A 19,523-nucleotide genomic window follows, 5' to 3' on the forward strand; every position below is an offset into this window, starting at 1 on the left:
AGCCGGCGAACGGGCCGGGCGCCCGACGCCTCACTGCCCCTTGGCGTCCGGCTGCAACTCGCTGGGCCGCACGATCACGAAGCCGTTGCCGGTGAGCTCGAGTTGCACGGCCTCCCCCGATCCCCCGCGGATCATGGAGCCCAGGCTCTGCGAGCGGTGCAGCCCCGTCTGGAGCTGGGCGCTCCAGCCGACCACCGCGTCGGTGTCGACGTAGACGGGCGCCTGCGGCGTCACGGGTATGACCACCGGGTCGCCGTCGCAGATGAGGCCCAGGTTGCCCTGCCCGGAGAAGACGCAGTTGAACAGCCCGCCGCCGCTCATGCCCGCGCCCTTCACCATCTTGATGTCGTAGGACAGCGTCGCGTCGAAGCAGAGCACGTTGTTGCCGTTGATGGTGAGGCTGTCGCCCGGGTCGAGGCTCACGATGAAGCAGTTCTCCGCCTCGTGCGCGAACCACGCCTCGCCCTGCCCGCGCACCGCCATCAGGGCCAGGCCCTCCCCGGTCACCCGGCGCTTGAGGTAGTTCCCGACGCCCTGGCCCTTCTTCTCGAACTGGAGGTTCCCCCGAAACGCGATCATGGCGCCCTGGCGGGCGTAACACTCGCCGTTCACGGCGTACTTGATCGACTTGGAGTTCTGCAGCGTCATGCCCGGCTGGGTGGCAGCCGTCGCCGCGTAGCGCGTGTTGAACAGGTCACTGTGCACTCCCGCATCCTCACCCGCCAGGCCCGCGCCGTCCACCCCTGTCGCTAGGGCAGGGCCCGCCACCGCCCGCCGGCGGTGTCGTACCCGTACGCCGGGAGCCCGTCGACGCCGCTGGTGCGGAACGGGCGGCCGGCGTCGTCGATGCGGACCGAGCCCGAGCGTCCCTGGCTGGACCACTCCAGCTCCAGGTACCAGCGGCAGTCGCAGCGCGCGGTGTGGGCGGTGACCAGCAGGACCTCCGGCTCGCCTGCGGAGACGCGGTAGGGGAACGTCACGGCGGGGATCTCCTCCCCCGTGTCGTTGCCGGGGCGGGGGCGGGCCGTCGGGCGGTCGGCGTCGAGGTCGACGTCGAGCGTGCGGGGGGTCAGGGCGCCGCCGCATCCGTCGCTCATGCGGAAGACGCTGCCCGGGGCGGGGGCGGCGCGTTCGACCACCCGGACGCGCAGCGCCTGGAGCACGACGGCCGTGGCGTCGCGGCCCTGGACCGTGATCCGCACCAGGGTGTCGCCGCCGTGCACCGCGCCGAGCGACTCGGCCCACGCCCGGGCGTCCTGCTCGGCTGGGGGCGCGGGCACCTCGGCGGCGCCCGGGCTGTCGATGAGGTAGCGGTGGTCGCAGTGGTACTGCCAGACGTGCGAGTCCGCCGTCCAGCTCAGCGGCACGGGCCGCACCGGCTGCACCGGCTGCCTGTCCTCGGCGCGGCCGGGCATCAACCCGGCCAGCGCCGCCACGACGAGGGCGACGGCCCCCGCCGCCACCGCCGCGACGACCCGCCGGCGACGGCGGCGGCGCGGCGGCCGTGCGACGGGCACGGGCTCTGGCCCTGGGTCTGGCCCTGGGTCTGGCCCTGGGTCTGGCTCCGGCTCCGGCTCCGCCGCCCCGGCCCCCGCCGCCCCCGCCTCCCGGCCCTTGCGCGCTCCGGTGGCGGCGACCCACAGCCGGTGGAGTTCCACCCGCTCCTCCGGCGTTGCCCCGCACAGCTGGGCGAGCCGTTCCAGCAGCGCGAAGTCGGCGGGCACCGCCTCGCCGGAGCAGTAGCGGTGGAGGGTGGAGGCGCCGACGTTCAACCGCCGGGCCAGGGCTCCGTAGCTGCGCTCGCTGCGTTCCTTCAACCCCCGCACGTACGCGGCGAAGTCCTCGACGTCCCGGCTCAACGTGACCCCCGTTTGTACGCACCATCCGCTCGCGCGCCGGCGGTCAAACTCTCCCACACCTCCCGCACCGGCGTTCCATCCCCCTGGCGGAACCGCAGGTCACGGAGCCGAAAGCGTTCCACCGTCCCGGATCCGGGCAGAGGTATTGCCCGCCCGGCCCCGCGCGCGCACGCTCCTGGCATCGCACACGCCACCATTCGAGGGGGGACCCAACGCATGAGCATGACCATGACCACCCTGAGCGGCCTCGCCATAGCCGTCGTCGCCGCCACCACCGCCGCCTCCGGCACCGCCTCGGCCGCCGCGAGCCCCGGCTTCCTCAGGCCGGCCGACCTGCCGCCGCACCCCACCTCGCCGTGGACCGCGGGGAAGGTGACCACCGGCCTGCCGGACGCGCTGCCCTTCTGCGTCGGCGATGACCTGCCGGGCGGCAACTCCACCCGGCACCGGGCGTTCCGGACCGAGCTGGACACCAACGCCCTCCAGGTCACCACCGAGCGGCGCACCGCGGCGGCGGCCCGCGACCTGGCGACGCGGCTCAACCGGTCGCTCAGGCAGTGCGCGACGGAGACCGAGCAGCAGTACCCCGACGTCACCGCCGAGTGGCGGGACTTCGGCACGCTGCCCGTCGAGGAGGGCGCCCACGTCTACGGCGTGCACACCGAGACGACCTGGGGGGCCACCGACATCCACCTCTTCGCCGTGGGCCGGGACGGCGACACCGTCACGGTGGTGCACTGGGGCCAGATGGGCGACTTCGCCGACGCGCCCGTGGCGTCCTTCGAGGACACCGCGACCACCGCCGTCAACCGGCTGCGCTGAACGCCGCAGCCGCGCCGCCGTCAGTCCGATCCCCGCTCCGGCAGGGACCGGTAGCGGTCGGGCCCCGGCGTCTGGCCCTCCGGGGGGTAGTCACAGTCGATGCTGGTGATCTCGTGGTCGTCGCCCTCGTTCTGTTCCTGGTCGACGACCACTGCCGCGGTGCAAACGCGGCCGTGCTCGTCGGTGAACGTGACGATCTCGCTGTAGTCCGACGGGGTGCCGCACCCCGCGAGCAGCAGCACCGCCGCCGCACCGGCGGCCACCGCCGCACCGAGTCTCCACAGCCGTCTCATGCCTCACCCCTCAATGTCCGTCTGCGCCCTGCGACTTGGTCGCCGCGCACACGGTAGCCCGCGCTCAGCATGGGAGGAATCCGCGCGTCACAACGGACGCAGGTGCTCGATCGTGACGCGGTGCCGCTCGGTCAGCCGCTGGGCGATCAACGAGCGGTGGCATGCCTCAGGGTCGCGCTCGACACAGAGCAGCGCCGCGGTCCCACGGCTCGACAGCACCGACACGATCGGCGTGAGGTCGGCGTGGTCGAGGATCTCGGTGGTGTAGCGGCGGGTGTACTCGGCCGCGAGCTCGCGGCGCGAGCGCTTGCCGACCCCTTGGCGGTCGTCCTCGGCGTACTGGAGCCGGCGCAGCTCGGTGGTCGGGGCGAGTTCGGGGTGGTGCTCGTAGGCGATCCCGGCATGGGCGAGGGCCGCCTGCAGCCGGCGTGAGTTCGCCCAGGCGTACTCGGGTCCGCGGACACCGCGCCGCTGGCGCACGTCGAGCAGCAGGCGGACGTCCGCGTGCCGCAGTCGTCGCAGGAACGACTCGCCGTCGAAGCCATAGACGCCGATCGTCACCATCCTGATCCTGAGCACCGGAAATCACCCGCCTGCCTGCCGCTCGTGCCGGTTCGACCGGCACGGGCAGCGGAGGCGGCGAGGTCGCGTCACGCGACGGCCGTCCCCTCGATCTCGACCATCAGGGTGGGGATCGCCAGCCGTGTCACCCCGAGCATCGTGGTGGCCGGCGCCACCCCGGCGGCGCCCAGCCGCGACGCCAGCACGCCGTAGTGCTGGAAGAGCAGATCGACGTCGGTGGTGTAGACGTTGAGCCGGACGAGGTTCACGAGGGACATGCCGGCCTCGCCGAGAACGGCCTCCAGGTTGTCGAGGCTCAGCGCCACCTGCGCCGCCATGTCACCGGCATGCTGGGGCTTGCCGTCGCCGCTCATCGCGGTCTGTCCGGCGCAGTACAGGGTCCGGGTGTGCCCGGAGACGATCTCGCCCTGGTTGTACCCCATCTCCACGGACCACGTGCACGGGTTGACCGCCGTTCGCCCCACAGCCACATCAGCTCCATTCGATTCATCGGCAGGACGCACGTCCATCGGCTCGGTAGCCGCCCGTCTCTGACGTCCGTCGTGTTGAAAGCCTCCCAACGAATCACGACATCCTGCGTCGTGTATCCCGGTAGTGTTTTCGTATGCGCGCCAACCGGTTGGTCTCGCTGGTGCTGCTGCTGCGCCAGCGCGGCCGGCTGTCCGCGGCCACGCTCGCCCGCGAGCTGGAGGTGTCCACCCGCACCGTGCTGCGCGACATAGAGGCGCTGTCCGCAGCCGGCGTCCCGGTCTACGCCGAACGCGGCCGGCACGGCGGCTTCGCGTTGCTGCCCGGTTTCCGGACAGAACTCACCGGGCTGAACCACGACGAGGCGCTCGCCCTGCTGGTCGCCGGATCACGGCGCGGCGCGCAGGTATTCGGCCTCGGCTCGGCGCTCGCTTCGGCCATGCTCAAGGTGGTTGACGCGCTACCCGAAAGCCATCGGGACACGGCGGCCGGCGTTGCCGAGCGACTGCTCATCGACCCGGAGACCGACCTCCTCTCGCGCCGGCTGGCCACCGACGAGGTACCCGACGCCATAGTGGCCGAGGTCCGGCGCGCGGTGCTCGCCGGACACAAGCTGCGCATCCGCTACGCCGCTGTGGACCAGACCCCTCATTGGCGCACGGTGGACCCGATCGGCCTGGTCACCGTACGCGACCAGGGCTACTTGCTGGCCACGAGGTCTGGCGCGGACCGCACCTACCGGCTGTCCCGGATCCTGGCCGCCGAGGAACTGACCGAACCCGCGCAGCGACCCGACCGGGTGGATCTGGACCGTGCCTGGCAGGAACGCAGCACGCGGTTCCGGACCGGCGGCGACCAAGTCGCCGTGCTGGCACGGGTGGACCCGGCGCGGCGGGAGGACCTGGTGGGCACCGCGCTGGCCGTCCGCGCCGAAGAAACCGACGCGGACGGCTGGCTGCGGCTGGAGGTGACCTTCCAGGATCCGAGACACGCCGAATGGGCGCTGTGGCAGCTCGCCACGAGCGGGGAAGCCCTGGCCCCGCAGTGGCTGCGCGACTCCCTGCGCGACCGCGCCGCCGCGATCGCCACCCGCTATGGAGCGTCCCCCTGAGAGTTGCCGCCGTCCGTGGGCCGCCGTCGACGCAAGAGCTGCCTGTGCACCTTGACGCGTGTGCTCGCCGTCGGGCGACCATGGCCCATGACTCGCGCTCTGTCGACGCCGCCCGTCATTGCCTCCGGCCTTCTCGCCAGCTCCCCCCAACCCGTGCTCCCCGCCACCGGAGGGCTGCTGCTGCGCCCCTGGGTTCGGGCCGACGCACCAGCGTTCCTCTCCGCCTACCAGGACGACGAGACCCGCCGCTGGCACACCCGCCGTCCCTCGACGGAGGCCCAGGTCCGGGAGTGGTTCGACGCATACCGCCGGGACTGGGAACGCGAGATGGGCGGCCACTGGGCGATCACCCGCGACGGCGTCGAGGTGCTCGGCCGGGTCGCACTGCGCGGCCTGGACTTCGACGACGGCGTCGCCGGCGTGGCCTACTGGGTGCTCCCGGCCGCCCGCGGCGCCGGCGTGGCCTCACGCGCGCTCTCGGCGCTCACTGCCTGGGCCATGGACGAGGTCGGCTTCCACCGGTTGGAGTTGGACCACTCGACGCGCAACCATGCCTCGTGCAGGGTCGCCGCACAGTGCGGCTACCTTCTGGAAGGCACCAAGCGCAGCGCCGCTGTGCACGACGATGGCCGGCACGACATGCACCTGCATGCCCGCGTCCGAGGTGATTGAGCCCGTCCGATCAATGACGTGCGGAGCGAGACAGGGACTGCGGCGGCGGTCACGGGCCGAGTCCGGAGAGCGGCAGACCCCGTCCCGTCCACGCAGACCCGCCACCGTCACGGCAGAACCCGGCGGAGGGACCACCGGCGGAACGCTTGGCGACGACGTCATCATCGGCACCGAGGGCCAGGATCTGATCATCAACTGAAGCGGCGTGGGCACCTGGGTCCCCACGCCGCCTTGCAGGTTGCCGCCTAGGCGGAGGTTCCGGTCACGGTCGTGCCGGTCTTGGTGATCGTGTAGTCGACCGTGCCGCCGCCCCAGAAGTGGAAGGTGAGGGTGACGGGCTCGTCGTCCCTGACCTCGTTGAAGAACTCAGGGGTGAGGCTGATCGCGCCCGCAGTGTAGTCGGGCCGGAAGGCCACCCAGAACTCCTTGAAGGCAGTCCAGTCCTGGGGCCCGGCACTGGTGCCGTCGGCGTACTTGGCCTCCATCGTGGCGAGCTGGTCGCCCGCGAACCGGGTCGGGATCGCGAACGAGTCCGTGGCCCCGGACGCGTCCGAGAGCTGCGGCGTGTCGTAGGTGATGATGTGGATCCGCCACGGCAGACCGTCCGAGAAGCGGGCCTCGATCGTCGCGTTGGTGCCGTACGCGCGGTCGCCCGCGAGGCGGGTGAGCGCGGCGGCGGTGAGGGTGAGCGTGTCGCCCTCGACCGTGTAGTCGGCGCCCTCGGCCAGTGCTGTGTCCCCGTGCCACAGGCCCTCGAACTCCAGGCCGTTACGGTTGAGAGTGAGCGACTCGTCCGCGATGGTCCCGGCCTTCTCGAGGTAGATCGAGTCGAACGAGGCCGTGCCCGAACGCGTCGTCAAGCCCGACGACAAGTACGAGTGCAGGTACGGGTCGCGCCATTCGAGGGTTTCGCGGTTGAGGTACGAGCCGGCGTCCCACAGCATCAAGGTCACCTGTTTGTCCCGGGCCTGGTACATGGTGGCCTCGAAGAACTTCAGCAGCTCGCCGTACTGCTGGGCGTTGGGGATAGGGCGTGTGTAGTCGTAGCCGAGGACGCCCCACTCCCCGATGATGACCGGGATGTCGTGGTCGACGAAGGTGTCGTTCACGCGCTGGAAGGTGGACGTGAGGTCCTGCTCGACCTCCTCGTTGTAGGTGGTGACCCCGGCGACGTTGACGCTGAAGGGCCAGAACCCGTAGAAGTGGACGGTCGCGGCGATCATCGGGTCGTCCAGGGAGTCGATGGTGGCCTTGAGCGCGTCCAGGTGCGGCTGCTCGGAGTTGGTGACCATCGTCGGCAGCACCAGGAGCCGGTCCTCGTTGTTTCCGCCGGAGCCGCGGATGATCTCGTGGAAGGCGACGTTGAGCTCGGCGGTGTAGGCGTCGGCGGCCTCGCCCTCGGCACCGGCGAACTGCGGCTCGTTGATGCTCTCGAAGGACAGCTCGGACGGGTAGTCCTTGAACCGCTCGGCGATCTGGGTCCACATCGCGTTGAACCTCGCCAGCACGTTCTCGCGGTCGTTCGGCAGCTCGCTGGCCCACATCCACGAGTCGTGGTGGAGGTTCAACAGCACGTGGAGGTCGTTCGCGATCGCCCAGTCGACGACCTGCGCGACGCGCTCCATGCGCTCCGGGTCGATCGTGTAGTCCGGTGCCGGGCCGGTGAACTCGTCCCAGGTCACCGGGAGGCGGAGCGAGTTGTAGCCCTCGGCCTTGACGGTCTGGAGGAGTTCCTCGGTGATCAGCGGGTTGCCCCAGCCGGTCTCACCGCCCAGCGCGTCCAGGGTGTTGCCGACGTTCCAGCCCGGCTGCATAGCCGCGACAGTCTCCTGAGCGGTGGACGCCTGTCGCGGCTTCCGATCTGTTTCGGCCTCGGCGTTCGAAGCCAGGGCGGTCATAGGTACGGCCACCAAGCCGAGGAGGACCGCCACCAGGGCGATCAGGAGTTTGCGCTTTCGATGCTTCACAAGGCGTCCCTTTTCTGTGGGGGTTGAGGCGGCTCGCGCCCCGTCGACGGAGGCGATGGGGAATGGGCGAACGATCCGGTCAGGGAAAGCGGCTCATCGCTTTTGGGTGGATTGGTCGCCTGCGGTACGGAGGTCTGCGAATCACGCTGTGCGACATGAACTTCTCCTCGCTGTCCGTGGCAGCTCCGGGCCGGGCCGGTCAGGGGCTGTCCGGCCCCGGAGCGCCGCCTGTGGGGGGTGTCGCGTGGTGTCGATGCGTGATACGTAAGACGAGTGATCGAAGCGCTTCGATCGCGCAGAGATTAGGACTGATGAACGGGTCGCACAAGCCTTGCGGCAGGAGACGCAGGGAGTTTCCGTCGTTGCCTCACGGCCTCTTGGGCCACGTGGGCTCCCAACCAGCATCGAAGCGCTTCGAAAGATGATGGTCGAGGAGCGTGTCCCCGAGTCGCGCCGGTCAGGAGGGGGTCAGCAGGACGAGTTGGTCTGGCTGAGCAGCCCCATACGCCATGGCAACTGGCTGCAGTCACCGCTCGAGCTGAGATTCATTCCCTGGCAGAGGAACTGGAGCCGGCACGGGTTGATGGTCAGGATCTGGTCGGCCCCGGATGCGGTGCCGTACCCCGCAAATCGGGACAACTGGGCTGCCGGGCGCGCCCGATCAGGGCTCCGCGGTCTTGACGGCGAGTGCCACCTGAGGCAGTTTCTGTGTCAGAAACATCGCGAGAAACCCTCCGTCATGTACGGCACTCACGAGGAAGTACGAGACGGCCAGCCGACGGTCGGATCCGCACCGCTCAGTTCTTCGCCAAGGCGCGATTGCCGCCTTGCCCCCCACGCGAGGAGATTGATCTTCCATGTCCTGCCTCTATGCGGAGCCCCCTCTCCGCCCGGCCTTCGCGGTGGTCACCGGTTTGATCGCCGACGAGGTCCCGGCCGGTGGCCGGCACCACAGGTCCGCCCTCCGTACCGGCGCCCTGAGAGCGCGGGTGGCTGAGCACCGGCGCTGATCCGGTACGACGGCGGCAGCGGGGGATCCGCATCCGCAGCGTCCCGCGCGGGCCCCGGTCTCGATCAGAGCGAATGGCTCGCGGAGGACGTGGGGTCCCCCCGTGCGGCGGGCTTGCACCGCGACGATCAACGGCTGACACAGGCCGGTGCGTTTCGCGGCGGCCCGAAGACTCCAGGCGCCACCGGTCTTTCAGAAGGTCTCGCAGGACCGGCAAGCCGCAAGGGTCAGCCCGGTGCCTACGGACCGCTGCGCACCGCACCACATCGACAGTCCGGACAGCCTCTGGCGGAACGAGGCCGACCGGAACCGCTTGCTCAGGAATCAGTCAGGGACGAGGAGGTCCCCCCATGCGAATAAAACGAATCAGCCGCGGGCGTCTGTCCGCGATGCTCACCGCCGCCGTCGCGGCCTCGGCCGCGGTCGCGGCGTTGCTCGTCGGCAACACGGCTCAGGCGGGCACCAACGACACCAAGCAGTGTTCTCTTCCGTCGACGTACCAATGGTCGTCGACGGATGCGCCGCTGGCGGAGCCGGCCAACGGCTGGGTCTCGCTGAAGGACTTCACCAGCGTCGTCCACGACGGCCAGCACCTGGTCTACGGCTCGATCGTCAACGGGTCCGGGTACAGCTCGATGGGCTTCGCTCCCTTCACGGACTGGCCGGAGATGGCCACGGCCACCCAGACCCAGATGAACGTGGGCACGGTGGCGCCCACGCTGTTCTACTTCGCGCCCAAGGACATCTGGGTGATGGCGTCCCAGTGGGGTCAGTGGCCGTTCTTCTACAGCACCTCCACCAACCCCACCGACCCCACCAGCTGGTCCCAGCCCCAGGAGCTGTTCACCGGCAGCATCCCCAACTCCGGCACCGGCCCGATCGACCAGACCCTGATCGCTGACGGCGAAAACATGTACATGTTCTTCGCCGGCGACAACGGCCAAATCTACCGGTCCAGCATGCCGATCGGGGACTTCCCCAGCAGCTTCGGCTCCGACTACGAGACCATCATGACCGACACCACGGAAAACCTGTTCGAGGGTGTGCAGGTCTACAAGGTCGACGGCCAGGACCAGTACCTCATGATCGTCGAGGCGATGGGCGCGAACGGGCGCTACTTCCGCTCCTTCACCTCCCCCACCCTCGACGGTGAGTGGACCCCGCAGGCCGCCACCGAGGACAACCCCTTCGCGGGCAAGGCCAACAGCGGTACCACCTGGACCAACTCCATCAGCCACGGTGACCTGGTCCGCAGCAACCCCGACCAGACCATGACCATCGACCCCTGCAACCTGGAGCTCCTCTACCAGGGCATGGACCCCGCCACACCGCCGGACACCCCCTACGACCAGCTGCCGTGGCGGCCGGGCCTGCTCACCCTGCAGCAATGACCCGCCCGATCCACGGTGATCACGACGCGGGGCGGTCCACCGACGCGTAGACGAGCGGTTTACGCCGTGGGCAACGTCACCCGCTGACCGATACACACCCCCTTGAGGAACCCCAGCCGCGCGTCGGCCGGGGTTCCTCTCTTTCGTGGACTGTCAACGTGGGCACGGACCGAAGCCCTATGACGCCGCCGGAGATCCACTTGCCAGCCGTGGTGTGCCGTGGATTCCCTACCAAACCCGTTGCAGGCCAGCGAGGGATCCAACGAGTTCTCTTCTCATGCTGCGGTGCGATAGAGGGTTTCCTCCAGGAGTGCGAGGAACGCATGCGCGGCTGCGAGGCTGTCAGGGCGTCCGAGCGTCGAGAATCCATCGAGCAGTCGGCGCAGGGCGGCGAGCTGGTCTTCCCATGCGGCTTCGGGCTCATAGGGACCGCCGAGGAACTCGATCGTCCGGGCCGCCTCCGGTGAGCGGCGGGCGAGTTGCTTTCCCGCGACCGGGACGAGCGCCAGCAGCATGGCCTGATGCTCCTGGGGACTCTTGGGGATGAAGGGCTCATGCTGGCCGCGATTGAGGTATTCGGAGAAGTCCGCCGAGGTGCGACCGACGCCTCGCGGGTCGAAGACGACGCTGCAGTCGGACGGCCAGTGCGCAAGGGAGACCGGATGAACGTGCCAGTCGACCCACAGCGGCAGCCGGTCGAGGATGTATTGGGCGCTGACAGCCCTGGTGCCGCGGGGACCGTTGTGGCGGGCGTCGATGGCGAAAGTCAGCTGACCGGGGCCGCTGGGCAGGCGACCGGGTGCGACGAAGTCATGGAGGGCGGCATCCTCCACGACCACGAGCAGGTCGATGTCGCTCCAGTCGTCGGCGCGGCCACCGCCGAGCGAGCCGACCAGGGCCGCGCCGACCACCGGCTGATCGTCCTGGAGTGCGGCGATCACGGCGTCGAGCCAGCGGGATCGAATCTCGGCGAGGCGCGGAGCCTGTGGACCGCTGCGCTTGGCATCCATCGACGGATCGTAGCCCGGCAGATGCCCATGCACTCCACGAATTTCCGGCTTTGGAACCACCGCAATACCGGTCGTTCTGGGCTCTCTGTCGTTGGGCATCCCTGCGCACGTTCGACTTCCGGGTCAACCTTTAACAAAGGGCCCCATACCCGCCGTTGGCCCCTGAGGCGAGGGCGGTGGTGAAGCCGGCCCATACGGCGGGGGCGAAGGTGAGGGTGGGGCCGTCGGGGGCCTTGGAGTCGCGGACGGCGAGGGTGCGGTTGGGGAGGCGGGCGGCTTCGAGGCAGGCGCCGCCCTGGTTGTCGCTGAAGCTGGACTTGAACCAGTGAGCGTCGTTCGACTCGTTGGCACAGGTGGACACTCAGAGCTCCTTGCGTACTTCCTCGATGAGACTCAGCGACGCTCGATGCCCCAGCGCGGTGGCCGTGATGTCGCTGAACGCCTCCTCGTATCTACCCACGGACTCAGCCTTGGTGACCACACCGGCAGAGACCAGGTTCTCAAGGTAGACGATCGGCTTCATCGCCTGATCGACAAACTTCAGCAGGATGAAGGGACCGTTCATGCCAGGGTGTACACCCGCGTCGAAGGGGACTACCTGAAGCTTCACGTTGGGGAGGCGAGCGATCTTCGCGGCGTGCGTCAGCTGGTTGCGCATCACGGCAGGGCTGCCGACGACCCTGCGCAGCACGGCTTCGTTGAGGATCACAGAGAGCTTCAACGGGTCCTGGCTACGAGTCAGCACCTCCTGCCGGTTCATGCGCACGGCCACTCGGCGGTCGACCTCCTCGGGCGAGTGATGTGCCGGCTGGTAGATGGCCCGGGCGTACTCCTCCGTCTGCAACAGCCCTGGGACGAACTCAGACGAGTACTCGTGCGTCTGCGCCGCCGTCGCCTCCAGGCCGATGAACGCCTGGAAGCCGGGGCGGATGGCGGGCCGGTACTCCGCTGTCTGCCACCAGTCCTTCTTCGTCTTGGTGACGAAGGCGTAGTTCTCCAGCCGCGAGGTGGTCTCCGCGTCGGCCTGGTAGAGCTGGCACAGGATGCGCACGTCCATCGGCTCCACGGGAGAGGTGCCGGTCTCCATGCGGGTCACCTTCGGCGGCGACCACGTCGTCTCGTCGGCGACCTGTCCTGCCGTGAGACCGGCCGCGTGGCGTAGCTTGCGCAGTTCCATCCCCAGGTAGCGGCGGCACAGGGCGGGCGTGGCGGCCTCGATCTCGTCGGGCATGGTCTCCTCCCCTACGGCATATGCCTGTTGGCGACGTGCGCACCGCTCTGGTGCGCGACTCACCTCCGAGCATGGCAGTACATGGCCGCCTCTGCACAACCGCCCGTGCCAGCAACCCAGTTCGACAGGAATCAGATCTCGTGAAATTACACGGAACGACTTACATGACGGCCGACGCCGTGCCATTCTTGCGTCATCCATCGCACAGTACCGGACCGCACGCAGTGAGTTACGAGCGGCCGGATGCCGAGCTGGGAGGCTGACCATGCAGCGATCAAACCCGCACAACAACGACGCTCCACCGCCCGAGGGCAGCCCCGACCCCGCCGCGTGGGACGACAGCACGCCCACGCTGTGGCGGATCGCGGAGGCCCTGCACGCGCCCGCCGAGTTCTACGAGGAGACCTACCGGCTGTGGCGGGAAAGCCTGCTCCCGCCGACGCAGGCCGGGCTGCGGTCGGCGCGGCTGTGGACCAGCGAGCCGGACCTGCGGGACGAGGCCGCGCCCTGCACGCACCGGATGCGCTGCGACGCCTGCGGGCGGCGTTCGGCGGTCAGCGCGGAGTTCGGCATCGTGCGCGCCTGGCAGCTCGGCCACGCCGACCGGCACCCCACCCACCGCGCGTACACCGAGATCCTGACCCGCCCCTGGCGGGCCCGCATCCTCGGCGAGAGGGGAAGCGAAGGATGCTGACGCTGATCGAGAACCGCACCGTCACCGGCAGCACGGTGCGGATAGGCGACGCGGTGCCCATCGGCGGCGACCACCACGAGGTGGTGGACCTGCGCACCCTGCCGGGGATGCGCAAGATGCTGGTCTTCGCCGACGGCAGCTACTACGTCCTGCCCTCCGGCGCGCCCATCACCGTCACGCGCGCCCGTGTGGCCGGAGCGCGGGCGCGCCGGGTCAGGTGAGCGCTATCGCATGCTGTAATAGTTTCTGTCGTACACTGGGGTGTGTGACGAACCGACCTGGCAGCACGGAGAACATCTCCGTGTCCATGCCCTCAGACCTCGTGGGTATCCTGCGCGCCCGTGCAGGGAAGCGTGGCGTGTCTGCCTACGTCACCGAGGCTGTCCGCCATCAGCTTGCCATGGAGGGGCTCGCCGAGATCGTCGCTGACTTTGAGGCCCAGCACGGCGCCCTCACTGAAGACGAGATCCGCGCGGCGCGGCGTGAGCTGTTCGGCGACGAGGGAGAGCAGCACTCGGCCGGGCAGAGCGCGGCGTGAAGGAGCCCCCGGCTCGCTCGATCATTCTCGACTCGCAAGCCCTGTCCCTGCTGCTGCGCTATGACCGGCAGATGATGGCCAGGATCGAGGCCGCTCGTCGGAACAGCGTCCCGGTGCGGGTCTCTGTCCTGACCATCGTGGAGGCCGTCTACGGCAAGACGGACACCGCACGGCTGCACTGGCTGTTGTCCCGGCTCCAGATCGAGGAGGTCACTCAGGCGGACAGCCTGACCGCCGTTGGGCTTCTTCAGGACGCGGGCGGCCTCCACGGTCACAAGTACGCCATCGACGCTCTTGTCGCCGCCATGGCTCTGCGCTCGCCAGCTCCCGTACTCGTGCTGACCTCCGACCGCGACGACTGGACTCGACTCTGCGGCAGCCGCGTGGGGATCCGGGACCTGTGAGCATGGCCATGGGGCCGGGCGCGTTCATGCCGCGCGGCTCCCAGCCTTTTGCTGCTTACGGGCACGCGTGAGGGCATCGCGCTTCTGCTGGATCACCTCCTCGGTGATCGGACCATGCACAGCCTCAGCCGCCTCGATGATCTCGTTGAGCTTGTCCCGCTCGATCTGCCGGGCGACGGCCGCCGCTACGTACGCGGAGAGCCCTGACGGGCCGCTGCGGGCCCGCGCCGCCTCCGCGATGTCACGCGGCATGGTGATCGAATATGTACCGGTAGCTTCGCTCATGCCGCTTTCCTCCCTGTCATCCACGTTTCAGCCGCTAGCCGGACGGCTCGCCGATGGCGGAGGACTGGGCCTCACGCACCACGGGGGTCAGCACAGTGCCGTCGCTGCCACGCGGAGCGGTCGTGGACGCGATCGGTGCCGGTGTCAGGGCCAGGAGCGGGGCCGGGGTGCCCGGCCGGATGGCGTAGCAGTGGTTGGGAAGGTCGCCGGTGATCCACAGCAAGCCGTGGCCGTCGGTCATGCCCTGCCACATCTCGCGCGGCATCAGCGTCAGGAACGCCGCCACCACCGAACCGTCGGGCGACAGCAGCTCCAGCCGCAGCAGCTCGCCCCCGAACGCGCGGCGGGCGTCTCGGGACTTCTTCCTGATCTCCTTGTCGCGCACGGGCTCCCCGCGCGATGGCACGTAGTCGCGTAGTCACGTAGTTCAGCCTACGACGCCTGAACCATGGGAGTTTGAGGGCTCGCGAAGTGGCTTCAGAGCGCGTGCTCGCGGAAGCGGGCCACCGTCTGGGCCAGCATCTCCTGGCCGTCGCGGGACCACATGTCGTCGTTGAAGATCTCGATCTCGATCGGGCCGGTGAAGCCCGTGGCCTCGACCCTGTCACGGAACCATCGGAAGTCCACGACGCCGTCGCCGAGTTGGCCCCGGCCGGTGAGGACACCCGCCGGAAGGGGGGTGGTCCAGTCGGCGAGCTGGAAGGAGTGGATGCGGCCGCCCGCGCCCGCGCGGGTGATGTGGGTCTCGATGGTGTCGTCCCACCAGAGGTGGTAGGTGTCGACGACCACGCCGACCCATTCGGAGGGGAAGCGCTCGGCCAAGTCGAGGGCCTGGGCCAGGGTCGAGACGACGCAGCGGTCGGCGGCGTACATCGGGTGCAGCGGCTCGATCGCGAGGCGTACGCCGCGCTGGGCGGCGTACGGCCACAGCTCGGCCAGCGCGTCGGCGATGCGCTCGCGCGCCGCGAAGAGGTCGCGGCTGCCGGGCGGGAGGCCGCCGGAGACCAGCACCAGGGTGTCGGTGCCCAGGGTGGCGGCCTCGTCGATGGCGGCGCGGTTGTCGTCCAGGGCGCGGGCGCGTTCGGCCGGGTCGGCGGCTGTGAAGAAGCCGCCGCGGCAGAGGGAGGTGACGGTCAGGCCCGCTTCGCGGACGAGGCGGGCGGCGGTGTGCAGGCCGTGCTCGGCGACCGGCTCGCGCCACAGCGCGACGGCCGGGACGCCGAGGTCGGTGCAGCCCTTGACCAGGTCGGGGATGGAGAGCTGCTTGACCGTCATCTGGTTGATGGAGAGGCGGGAGAGGCCGGGGGCGACGGTCACTGGGCGACTCCGTAGAGGGCGAGGAGCTGCTTCATGCGGGACTCGGCGAGCGCCGGGTCCGGGAAGAGGCCAAGGCCGTCGGCGAGTTCGTACGCCCGCGCGAGGTGCGGCAGGGAGCGGGCCGACTGGAGGCCGCCGACCATCGTGAAGTGGGACTGGTGGCCCGCAAGCCAGGCCAGGAAGACCACGCCGGTCTTGTAGAAGCGGGTCGGGGCCTGGAAGAGGTGGCGGGAGAGGGGGACGGTGGGGTCCAGGCGGGCGCGGAAGGCGGTGACGTCGCCCGTGTCGAGGACGCGGACCGCGTCGGCGGCGAGCGGGCCCAGGGGGTCGAAGATGCCGAGGAGGGCGTGGCTGAAGCCGTGCTCGTCGCCCGCGATCAGCTGGGGGTAGTTGAAGTCGTCGCCGGTGTAGCAGCGAACGCCGTCGGGGAGGCGGCGGCGCAGCGCGACCTCGCGGTCGGCGTCGAGGAGGGAGACCTTCACGCCGTCCACCTTGTCGGGGTGGGCGGCGATGATGTCGACGAAGGTGTCGGTGGCCTTGTCCAGGTCCTCGCTGCCCCAGTAGCCCGTCAGCGCCGGGTCGAACATCGGGCCCAGCCAGTGCAGAATCACCGGCTCGGCGGCCTGGCGCAGCAGCCGGCCGTACAGCTCGGCGTAGTCGTCGGGTCCGGAGGCGGTGGCGGCCAGGGCGCGGGAGGCCATGAGGATGGCCTGAGACCCGGATTCTTCGACCACGGCGAGCTGCTCCTCGTAGGCGGCGAGGATCCCGGCGAGGCCGGTGGGCCCGGGCGGGAGCTGGTCGGTGCCGACGCCGCAGGCGATGCGGCCGCCGGACGCGCGCGCCTCCGCGCCCGAGCGGCGGATCAGCTCGCGGGCCCCGCCCCAGTCCAGGCCCATGCCGCGCTGCGCGGTGTCCATGGCCTCGGCGACGCCCAGGCCGTGCGACCACAGGTGGCGGCGGAAGGCGAGGGTGGCGTCCCAGTCCACGGCGGCGGGGCCGTCGGGTGTGGTGTCGGCGTAGGGGTCGGCCACGACGTGGGCGGCGGAGAAGACGATGCGGGAGGCGAGGGGGGCGCCGCCGGGCGGGAGCGCAGCGGGCTCGGCGCGGGGCTCGTAGGAGCGCAGCGCGCCGGTCGTGTCGGGGAGGCGGATCATCGGTGTTTCCTCCTCACAGGCTCAGCTCGGGGACGGGGAGGCGGCGGCCCTCCGCCGAGGAGCGCAGGCCCAGTTCGGCGAGCTGGACGCCGCGGGCGCCCGCCATGAGGTCCCAGGTGTAGGGCTCGCCGCGCACCACGTGGCGCAGGAAGAGCTCCCACTGGGCCTTGAAGCCGTTGTCGAACTCGGTGTTGTCCGGGACCTCCTGCCACTGCTCGCGGAAGCGGTGGGTGGCGGGCAGGTCGGGGTTCCAGACGGGCTTCGGCGTTGCGGAGCGGTGCTGCGCGCGGCAGCGGCGCAGGCCCGCGACGGCCGAGCCCTCGGTGCCGTCCACCTGGAATTCGACGAGCTCCTCGCGGTTGACCCGCACGGCCCAGGAGGAGTTGATCTGGGCGATGGCGCCCCCGGCGAGCTGGAAGATGCCGTACGCCGCGTCGTCGGCGGAGGCCTCGTACGGCTTGCCCTGCTCGTCCCAGCGCTGCGGGATGTGGGTGGTGGCCAGCGCCTGCACGCTCTCCACGCGCCCGAACAGCTCGTGCAGCACGTACTCCCAGTGCGGGAACATGTCGACGACGATGCCGCCGCCGTCCTCGGCGCGGTAGTTCCAGGACGGGCGCTGCGCGGGCTGCCAGTCGCCCTCGAAGACCCAGTAGCCGAACTCGCCGCGGACGGAGAGAATACGGCCGAAGAAGCCGCCGTCCACGAGCCGCTTGAGCTTCAGCAGTCCGGGGAGGAAGAGCTTGTCCTGGACCACGCCGTGCTTGACGCCGGCCTCGGCGGCCAGCCGGGCCAGCCGCAGTGCGCCGGCGAGGCTGGTCGCGGTCGGCTTCTCGGTGTAGACGTGCTTGCCCGCCTCGATCGCCTTGGTGATGGCCTCCTCGCGGGCGAGGGTGATCTGGGAGTCGAAGTAGATGTCGACCGAGTCGTCGGCGAGGACGGCGTCGAGGTCGGTGGCGACGGCCGTGTCCGGGTCGAGCCCGTGCTGCTCGGCGATCGCGAGCAGGGCGTGCTCGCGCCGCCCGACCAGCAGCGGCTCCGGCCAGATGGCCGTCCCGTCGCCGAGGTCGATGCCGCCCTGCTCGCGGATGGCGAGGAGGGAGCGGACCAGGTGCTGGCGGTACCCCATGCGGCCGGTGACGCCGTTCATGGCGATCCGGACGGTGTGGCGGCGCGCCCGCTTGTCGGCGTCCGGCTGTGTCGTGCCCGCGTTCATACCCGGCGTTCCTCCCAGAAAGCGCTTACTACCAAGAGAGAAGCTAACCTCTCCCCAGTGGCTGGGACAAGTGTGGAGCGGACCATGTCAGTAACGCTTGCCGATGTGGCGGCCCGGGCCGGGGTCTCCGCGGCGACGGTTTCCCGGGTGCTGAACGGCAACTATCCGGTTGCCGGGCCCACCCGGCGCCGCGTGATGCAGGCCGTCGACGAGCTGGAGTACGTGGTGAACGGCCCGGCCAGCGCCCTGGCGGCGGCCACCTCGGATCTCGTCGGGGTGCTCGTCAACGACATCGCCGACCCCTTCTTCGGCATCATCGCCTCCGCCGTCCAGTCCGAGCTGGGGCCGGCGGACCCCACGGGCGGGCGCGGCGGCCGGGCGCAGCAGAAGCTCGCCGTGGTCTGCAACACCGGCGGCTCGCCCACGCGCGAGCTGACCTACCTGACCCTGCTGCAACGCCAGCGAGCCGCCGCCGTCGTCCTCACCGGCGGCGCGGTGGAGGACCCGCACCACTCCGCCGCCCTCATCTCGCGCATCGGCCGCCTGGAGGCGGCGGGCGCGCGCGTCGTACTGTGCGGCAGGCCGCCGCTGCGGGCCCCGGAGGCGGGGAGGCAGGCGGAGACGGGGACGGAGGCGGAGAGGGACACGGAGGGGGAAGAAGGCGAGGGCGCCGCGGCGCGCGGGCCGCTGGCGGTGACCTTCGACAACCGTGGCGGCGCCCGCCAGCTCACCGCCCACCTGCTGACCCTCGGCCACCGCCGCCTGGGATACCTGGCCGGGCCCGCCGCCCGCACCACCACCCGGCACCGTCTTGAGGGCCACCGCGCCGCCCTAGCCGAGGCGGGTCTCGACGGGGACGCCGAGCGCCTCACCGTCTACGGGCGTTACGACCGCTCATCCGGCTACGACGGCGCGATGGAGCTGCTGCGCCGCGAGCCCGGCCTGACGGCGATCGTCGCCGCCAACGACACGGTCGCGCTCGGCGCCTGCGCGGCGTTGCGCGAACGCGGGGTGCGCATCCCGCAGGACGTCTCCGTCACCGGCTTCGACGACCTGCCCTTCGCCGCCGACGCCGCCCCCGCGCTGACGACGGTCCGCCTGCCGCTCGCGGAGGCGGGCATCCAGGCCGCGCGCCTGGCGCTGGGGCGCGACGCCGCGCCCCCCGGCGGCGTCGCCACGTGCCCGGCCTCCCTCATCTCCCGCGCGTCGACGGCTCCGCCGCCTCCCGCCTGACGAACGGTTGGGCGGGCCCGGAACGCCCGGGGCAGGCCCCGGCGGTCCGGGCGTTCCTGGGGGTTGACCCGGCCACGGCTTCGGTGGGAGGTTTACCGCGCTGCTGCGCTTGAACGATTCAAACCGAGTGGGACGACCGGTGAGGAGGAGAGGTCTAGTGGCTGATTCTTGCCTACTGCTGCCCAGAGTTATCTACGGTGATCAGCATGTACCGGATCGGCGAGTTCGCAGAACGAATCGGCCGTTCCCCTTCCACCGTGCGGCGGTGGG

General features: G+C 70.4%; 22 protein-coding genes and 1 pseudogene. 9 read left to right on the plus strand and 14 right to left on the minus strand.

What is annotated here, in order from left to right; all coding sequences use genetic code 11:
- Positions 1–30: 30 nt before the first annotated feature.
- Positions 31–705, minus strand: coding sequence for an AIM24 family protein (locus ACTWQH_RS27990; RefSeq protein WP_443289562.1), 675 nt, complete (start codon positions 703–705; stop codon positions 31–33).
- A 44-nt stretch (positions 706–749) separates the two neighbouring features.
- Entirely contained in the window at positions 750–1,859 is a 1,110-nt protein-coding gene (locus tag ACTWQH_RS27995; RefSeq protein ID WP_443289563.1) for a helix-turn-helix domain-containing protein, read from the minus strand.
- A gap of 216 nt (positions 1,860–2,075) precedes the next feature.
- Here ACTWQH_RS27995 and ACTWQH_RS28000 point away from each other — a divergent pair, with 216 nt between their 5' ends.
- Positions 2,076–2,681, plus strand: coding sequence for a hypothetical protein (locus ACTWQH_RS28000; RefSeq protein WP_443289564.1), 606 nt, complete (start codon positions 2,076–2,078; stop codon positions 2,679–2,681).
- 20 nt (positions 2,682–2,701) lie between these two features.
- Here ACTWQH_RS28000 and ACTWQH_RS28005 read toward each other — a convergent pair whose 3' ends face one another.
- The 3 genes from ACTWQH_RS28005 to ACTWQH_RS28015 form a co-directional block, all read right to left on the minus strand.
- Positions 2,702–2,974, minus strand: coding sequence for a hypothetical protein (locus tag ACTWQH_RS28005; protein WP_443289565.1), 273 nt, complete (start codon positions 2,972–2,974; stop codon positions 2,702–2,704).
- Between the two features lie 87 nt (positions 2,975–3,061).
- Complete coding sequence (locus ACTWQH_RS28010; protein ID WP_443289566.1) at positions 3,062–3,538, minus strand: DUF488 family protein, N3 subclade; 477 nt, start codon at positions 3,536–3,538, stop codon at positions 3,062–3,064.
- A gap of 86 nt (positions 3,539–3,624) precedes the next feature.
- Positions 3,625–4,020, minus strand: coding sequence for a RidA family protein (locus tag ACTWQH_RS28015; protein ID WP_443289584.1), 396 nt, complete (start codon positions 4,018–4,020; stop codon positions 3,625–3,627).
- A 140-nt stretch (positions 4,021–4,160) separates the two neighbouring features.
- Between ACTWQH_RS28015 and ACTWQH_RS28020 the strand changes: the two genes are divergently transcribed.
- Both ACTWQH_RS28020 and ACTWQH_RS28025 read left to right on the plus strand, forming a co-directional pair.
- Entirely contained in the window at positions 4,161–5,135 is a 975-nt protein-coding gene (locus ACTWQH_RS28020) for a helix-turn-helix transcriptional regulator (protein ID WP_443289567.1), read from the plus strand.
- 87 nt (positions 5,136–5,222) lie between these two features.
- Complete coding sequence (locus tag ACTWQH_RS28025) at positions 5,223–5,807, plus strand: GNAT family N-acetyltransferase (RefSeq protein ID WP_443289568.1); 585 nt, start codon at positions 5,223–5,225, stop codon at positions 5,805–5,807.
- A 245-nt stretch (positions 5,808–6,052) separates the two neighbouring features.
- Here ACTWQH_RS28025 and ACTWQH_RS28030 read toward each other — a convergent pair whose 3' ends face one another.
- A complete protein-coding gene (locus tag ACTWQH_RS28030) occupies positions 6,053–7,774 on the minus strand; it encodes a cellulase family glycosylhydrolase (protein WP_443289569.1) in 1,722 nt (573 codons plus the stop codon).
- Positions 7,775–9,016: 1,242 nt separating this feature from the next.
- Here ACTWQH_RS28030 and ACTWQH_RS28035 point away from each other — a divergent pair.
- Positions 9,017–10,174: pseudogene (locus ACTWQH_RS28035) on the plus strand (non-reducing end alpha-L-arabinofuranosidase family hydrolase); the annotation flags it as partial.
- 275 nt (positions 10,175–10,449) lie between these two features.
- On the opposite strand, the gene ACTWQH_RS28040 reads toward ACTWQH_RS28035, so the two are convergent.
- The 3 genes from ACTWQH_RS28040 to ACTWQH_RS28050 form a co-directional block, all read right to left on the minus strand.
- On the minus strand, positions 10,450–11,184 hold the full coding sequence (locus ACTWQH_RS28040) for a nucleotidyltransferase domain-containing protein (protein WP_443289570.1): 735 nt from the start codon (positions 11,182–11,184) through the stop codon (positions 10,450–10,452).
- A 130-nt stretch (positions 11,185–11,314) separates the two neighbouring features.
- Entirely contained in the window at positions 11,315–11,545 is a 231-nt protein-coding gene (locus ACTWQH_RS28045) for a DUF397 domain-containing protein (protein ID WP_443289571.1), read from the minus strand.
- On the minus strand, positions 11,546–12,415 hold the full coding sequence (locus ACTWQH_RS28050) for a helix-turn-helix domain-containing protein (protein ID WP_443289572.1): 870 nt from the start codon (positions 12,413–12,415) through the stop codon (positions 11,546–11,548).
- A gap of 265 nt (positions 12,416–12,680) precedes the next feature.
- Here ACTWQH_RS28050 and ACTWQH_RS28055 point away from each other — a divergent pair, with 265 nt between their 5' ends.
- The 4 genes from ACTWQH_RS28055 to ACTWQH_RS28070 all read left to right on the plus strand — a co-directional run bounded on the left by ACTWQH_RS28055 (position 12,681) and on the right by ACTWQH_RS28070 (position 14,051).
- A complete protein-coding gene (locus ACTWQH_RS28055; protein WP_443289573.1) occupies positions 12,681–13,109 on the plus strand; it encodes a DUF7848 domain-containing protein in 429 nt (142 codons plus the stop codon).
- Positions 13,103–13,330, plus strand: coding sequence for a hypothetical protein (locus ACTWQH_RS28060; protein ID WP_443289574.1), 228 nt, complete (start codon positions 13,103–13,105; stop codon positions 13,328–13,330). The genes ACTWQH_RS28055 and ACTWQH_RS28060 overlap by 7 nt, the downstream gene beginning before the upstream one ends.
- Before the next feature lie 86 nt (positions 13,331–13,416).
- Complete coding sequence (locus ACTWQH_RS28065; RefSeq protein WP_443289585.1) at positions 13,417–13,647, plus strand: hypothetical protein; 231 nt, start codon at positions 13,417–13,419, stop codon at positions 13,645–13,647.
- Positions 13,644–14,051 carry a type II toxin-antitoxin system VapC family toxin gene (locus ACTWQH_RS28070; protein ID WP_443289575.1) on the plus strand — a complete coding sequence of 136 codons (408 nt, stop codon included), beginning with the start codon at positions 13,644–13,646 and terminating at the stop codon, positions 14,049–14,051. The genes ACTWQH_RS28065 and ACTWQH_RS28070 overlap by 4 nt, the downstream gene beginning before the upstream one ends.
- Positions 14,052–14,075: 24 nt before the next feature.
- On the opposite strand, the gene ACTWQH_RS28075 is transcribed toward ACTWQH_RS28070, so the two are convergent.
- The 5 genes from ACTWQH_RS28075 to ACTWQH_RS28095 all read right to left on the minus strand — a co-directional run bounded on the left by ACTWQH_RS28075 (position 14,076) and on the right by ACTWQH_RS28095 (position 18,020).
- Positions 14,076–14,336: a CopG family transcriptional regulator gene (locus ACTWQH_RS28075; protein ID WP_443289576.1), complete on the minus strand. Its 261-nt coding sequence runs from the start codon at positions 14,334–14,336 to the stop codon at positions 14,076–14,078.
- A gap of 34 nt (positions 14,337–14,370) precedes the next feature.
- Entirely contained in the window at positions 14,371–14,721 is a 351-nt protein-coding gene (locus tag ACTWQH_RS28080) for a hypothetical protein (protein WP_443289577.1), read from the minus strand.
- A gap of 92 nt (positions 14,722–14,813) precedes the next feature.
- Positions 14,814–15,611, minus strand: a complete 798-nt coding sequence (locus ACTWQH_RS28085) for a sugar phosphate isomerase/epimerase family protein (RefSeq protein ID WP_443289586.1) — start codon at positions 15,609–15,611, stop codon at positions 14,814–14,816.
- Between the two features lie 38 nt (positions 15,612–15,649).
- Positions 15,650–16,807, minus strand: a complete 1,158-nt coding sequence (locus ACTWQH_RS28090) for a dihydrodipicolinate synthase family protein (RefSeq protein ID WP_443289578.1) — start codon at positions 16,805–16,807, stop codon at positions 15,650–15,652.
- Between the two features lie 13 nt (positions 16,808–16,820).
- Positions 16,821–18,020 (minus strand): Gfo/Idh/MocA family protein, encoded by a 1,200-nt coding sequence (locus ACTWQH_RS28095; protein ID WP_443289579.1) that lies wholly within the window; start codon positions 18,018–18,020, stop codon positions 16,821–16,823.
- Between the two features lie 84 nt (positions 18,021–18,104).
- Here ACTWQH_RS28095 and ACTWQH_RS28100 point away from each other — a divergent pair, with 84 nt between their 5' ends.
- On the plus strand, positions 18,105–19,253 hold the full coding sequence (locus ACTWQH_RS28100) for a LacI family DNA-binding transcriptional regulator (protein ID WP_443289580.1): 1,149 nt from the start codon (positions 18,105–18,107) through the stop codon (positions 19,251–19,253).
- Positions 19,254–19,523: the final 270 nt, after the last annotated feature.

It is taken from the genome of Streptomyces sp. 6N223 (genome assembly GCF_052246635.1).
Lineage (GTDB): Bacteria > Actinomycetota > Actinomycetes > Streptomycetales > Streptomycetaceae > Streptomyces.

Bases quoted from the DNA above. Each gene is read 5' to 3' on its own strand.
- ACTWQH_RS28000 (WP_443289564.1), top strand. From the start codon at position 2,076: ATGAGCATGACCATGACCACCCTGAGCGGCCTCGCCATAGCCGTCGTC.
- ACTWQH_RS28005 (WP_443289565.1), bottom strand. From the start codon at position 2,974: ATGAGACGGCTGTGGAGACTCGGTGCGGCGGTGGCCGCCGGTGCGGCG.
- ACTWQH_RS28010 (WP_443289566.1), bottom strand. From the start codon at position 3,538: ATGGTGACGATCGGCGTCTATGGCTTCGACGGCGAGTCGTTCCTGCGA.
- ACTWQH_RS28020 (WP_443289567.1), top strand. From the start codon at position 4,161: ATGCGCGCCAACCGGTTGGTCTCGCTGGTGCTGCTGCTGCGCCAGCGC.
- ACTWQH_RS28025 (WP_443289568.1), top strand. From the start codon at position 5,223: ATGACTCGCGCTCTGTCGACGCCGCCCGTCATTGCCTCCGGCCTTCTC.
- ACTWQH_RS28040 (WP_443289570.1), bottom strand. From the start codon at position 11,184: ATGGATGCCAAGCGCAGCGGTCCACAGGCTCCGCGCCTCGCCGAGATT.
- ACTWQH_RS28050 (WP_443289572.1), bottom strand. From the start codon at position 12,415: ATGCCCGACGAGATCGAGGCCGCCACGCCCGCCCTGTGCCGCCGCTAC.
- ACTWQH_RS28055 (WP_443289573.1), top strand. From the start codon at position 12,681: ATGCAGCGATCAAACCCGCACAACAACGACGCTCCACCGCCCGAGGGC.
- ACTWQH_RS28060 (WP_443289574.1), top strand. From the start codon at position 13,103: ATGCTGACGCTGATCGAGAACCGCACCGTCACCGGCAGCACGGTGCGG.
- ACTWQH_RS28065 (WP_443289585.1), top strand. From the start codon at position 13,417: ATGCCCTCAGACCTCGTGGGTATCCTGCGCGCCCGTGCAGGGAAGCGT.
- ACTWQH_RS28075 (WP_443289576.1), bottom strand. From the start codon at position 14,336: ATGAGCGAAGCTACCGGTACATATTCGATCACCATGCCGCGTGACATC.
- ACTWQH_RS28085 (WP_443289586.1), bottom strand. From the start codon at position 15,611: ATGACGGTCAAGCAGCTCTCCATCCCCGACCTGGTCAAGGGCTGCACC.
- ACTWQH_RS28090 (WP_443289578.1), bottom strand. From the start codon at position 16,807: ATGATCCGCCTCCCCGACACGACCGGCGCGCTGCGCTCCTACGAGCCC.
- ACTWQH_RS28095 (WP_443289579.1), bottom strand. From the start codon at position 18,020: ATGAACGCGGGCACGACACAGCCGGACGCCGACAAGCGGGCGCGCCGC.
- ACTWQH_RS28100 (WP_443289580.1), top strand. From the start codon at position 18,105: ATGTCAGTAACGCTTGCCGATGTGGCGGCCCGGGCCGGGGTCTCCGCG.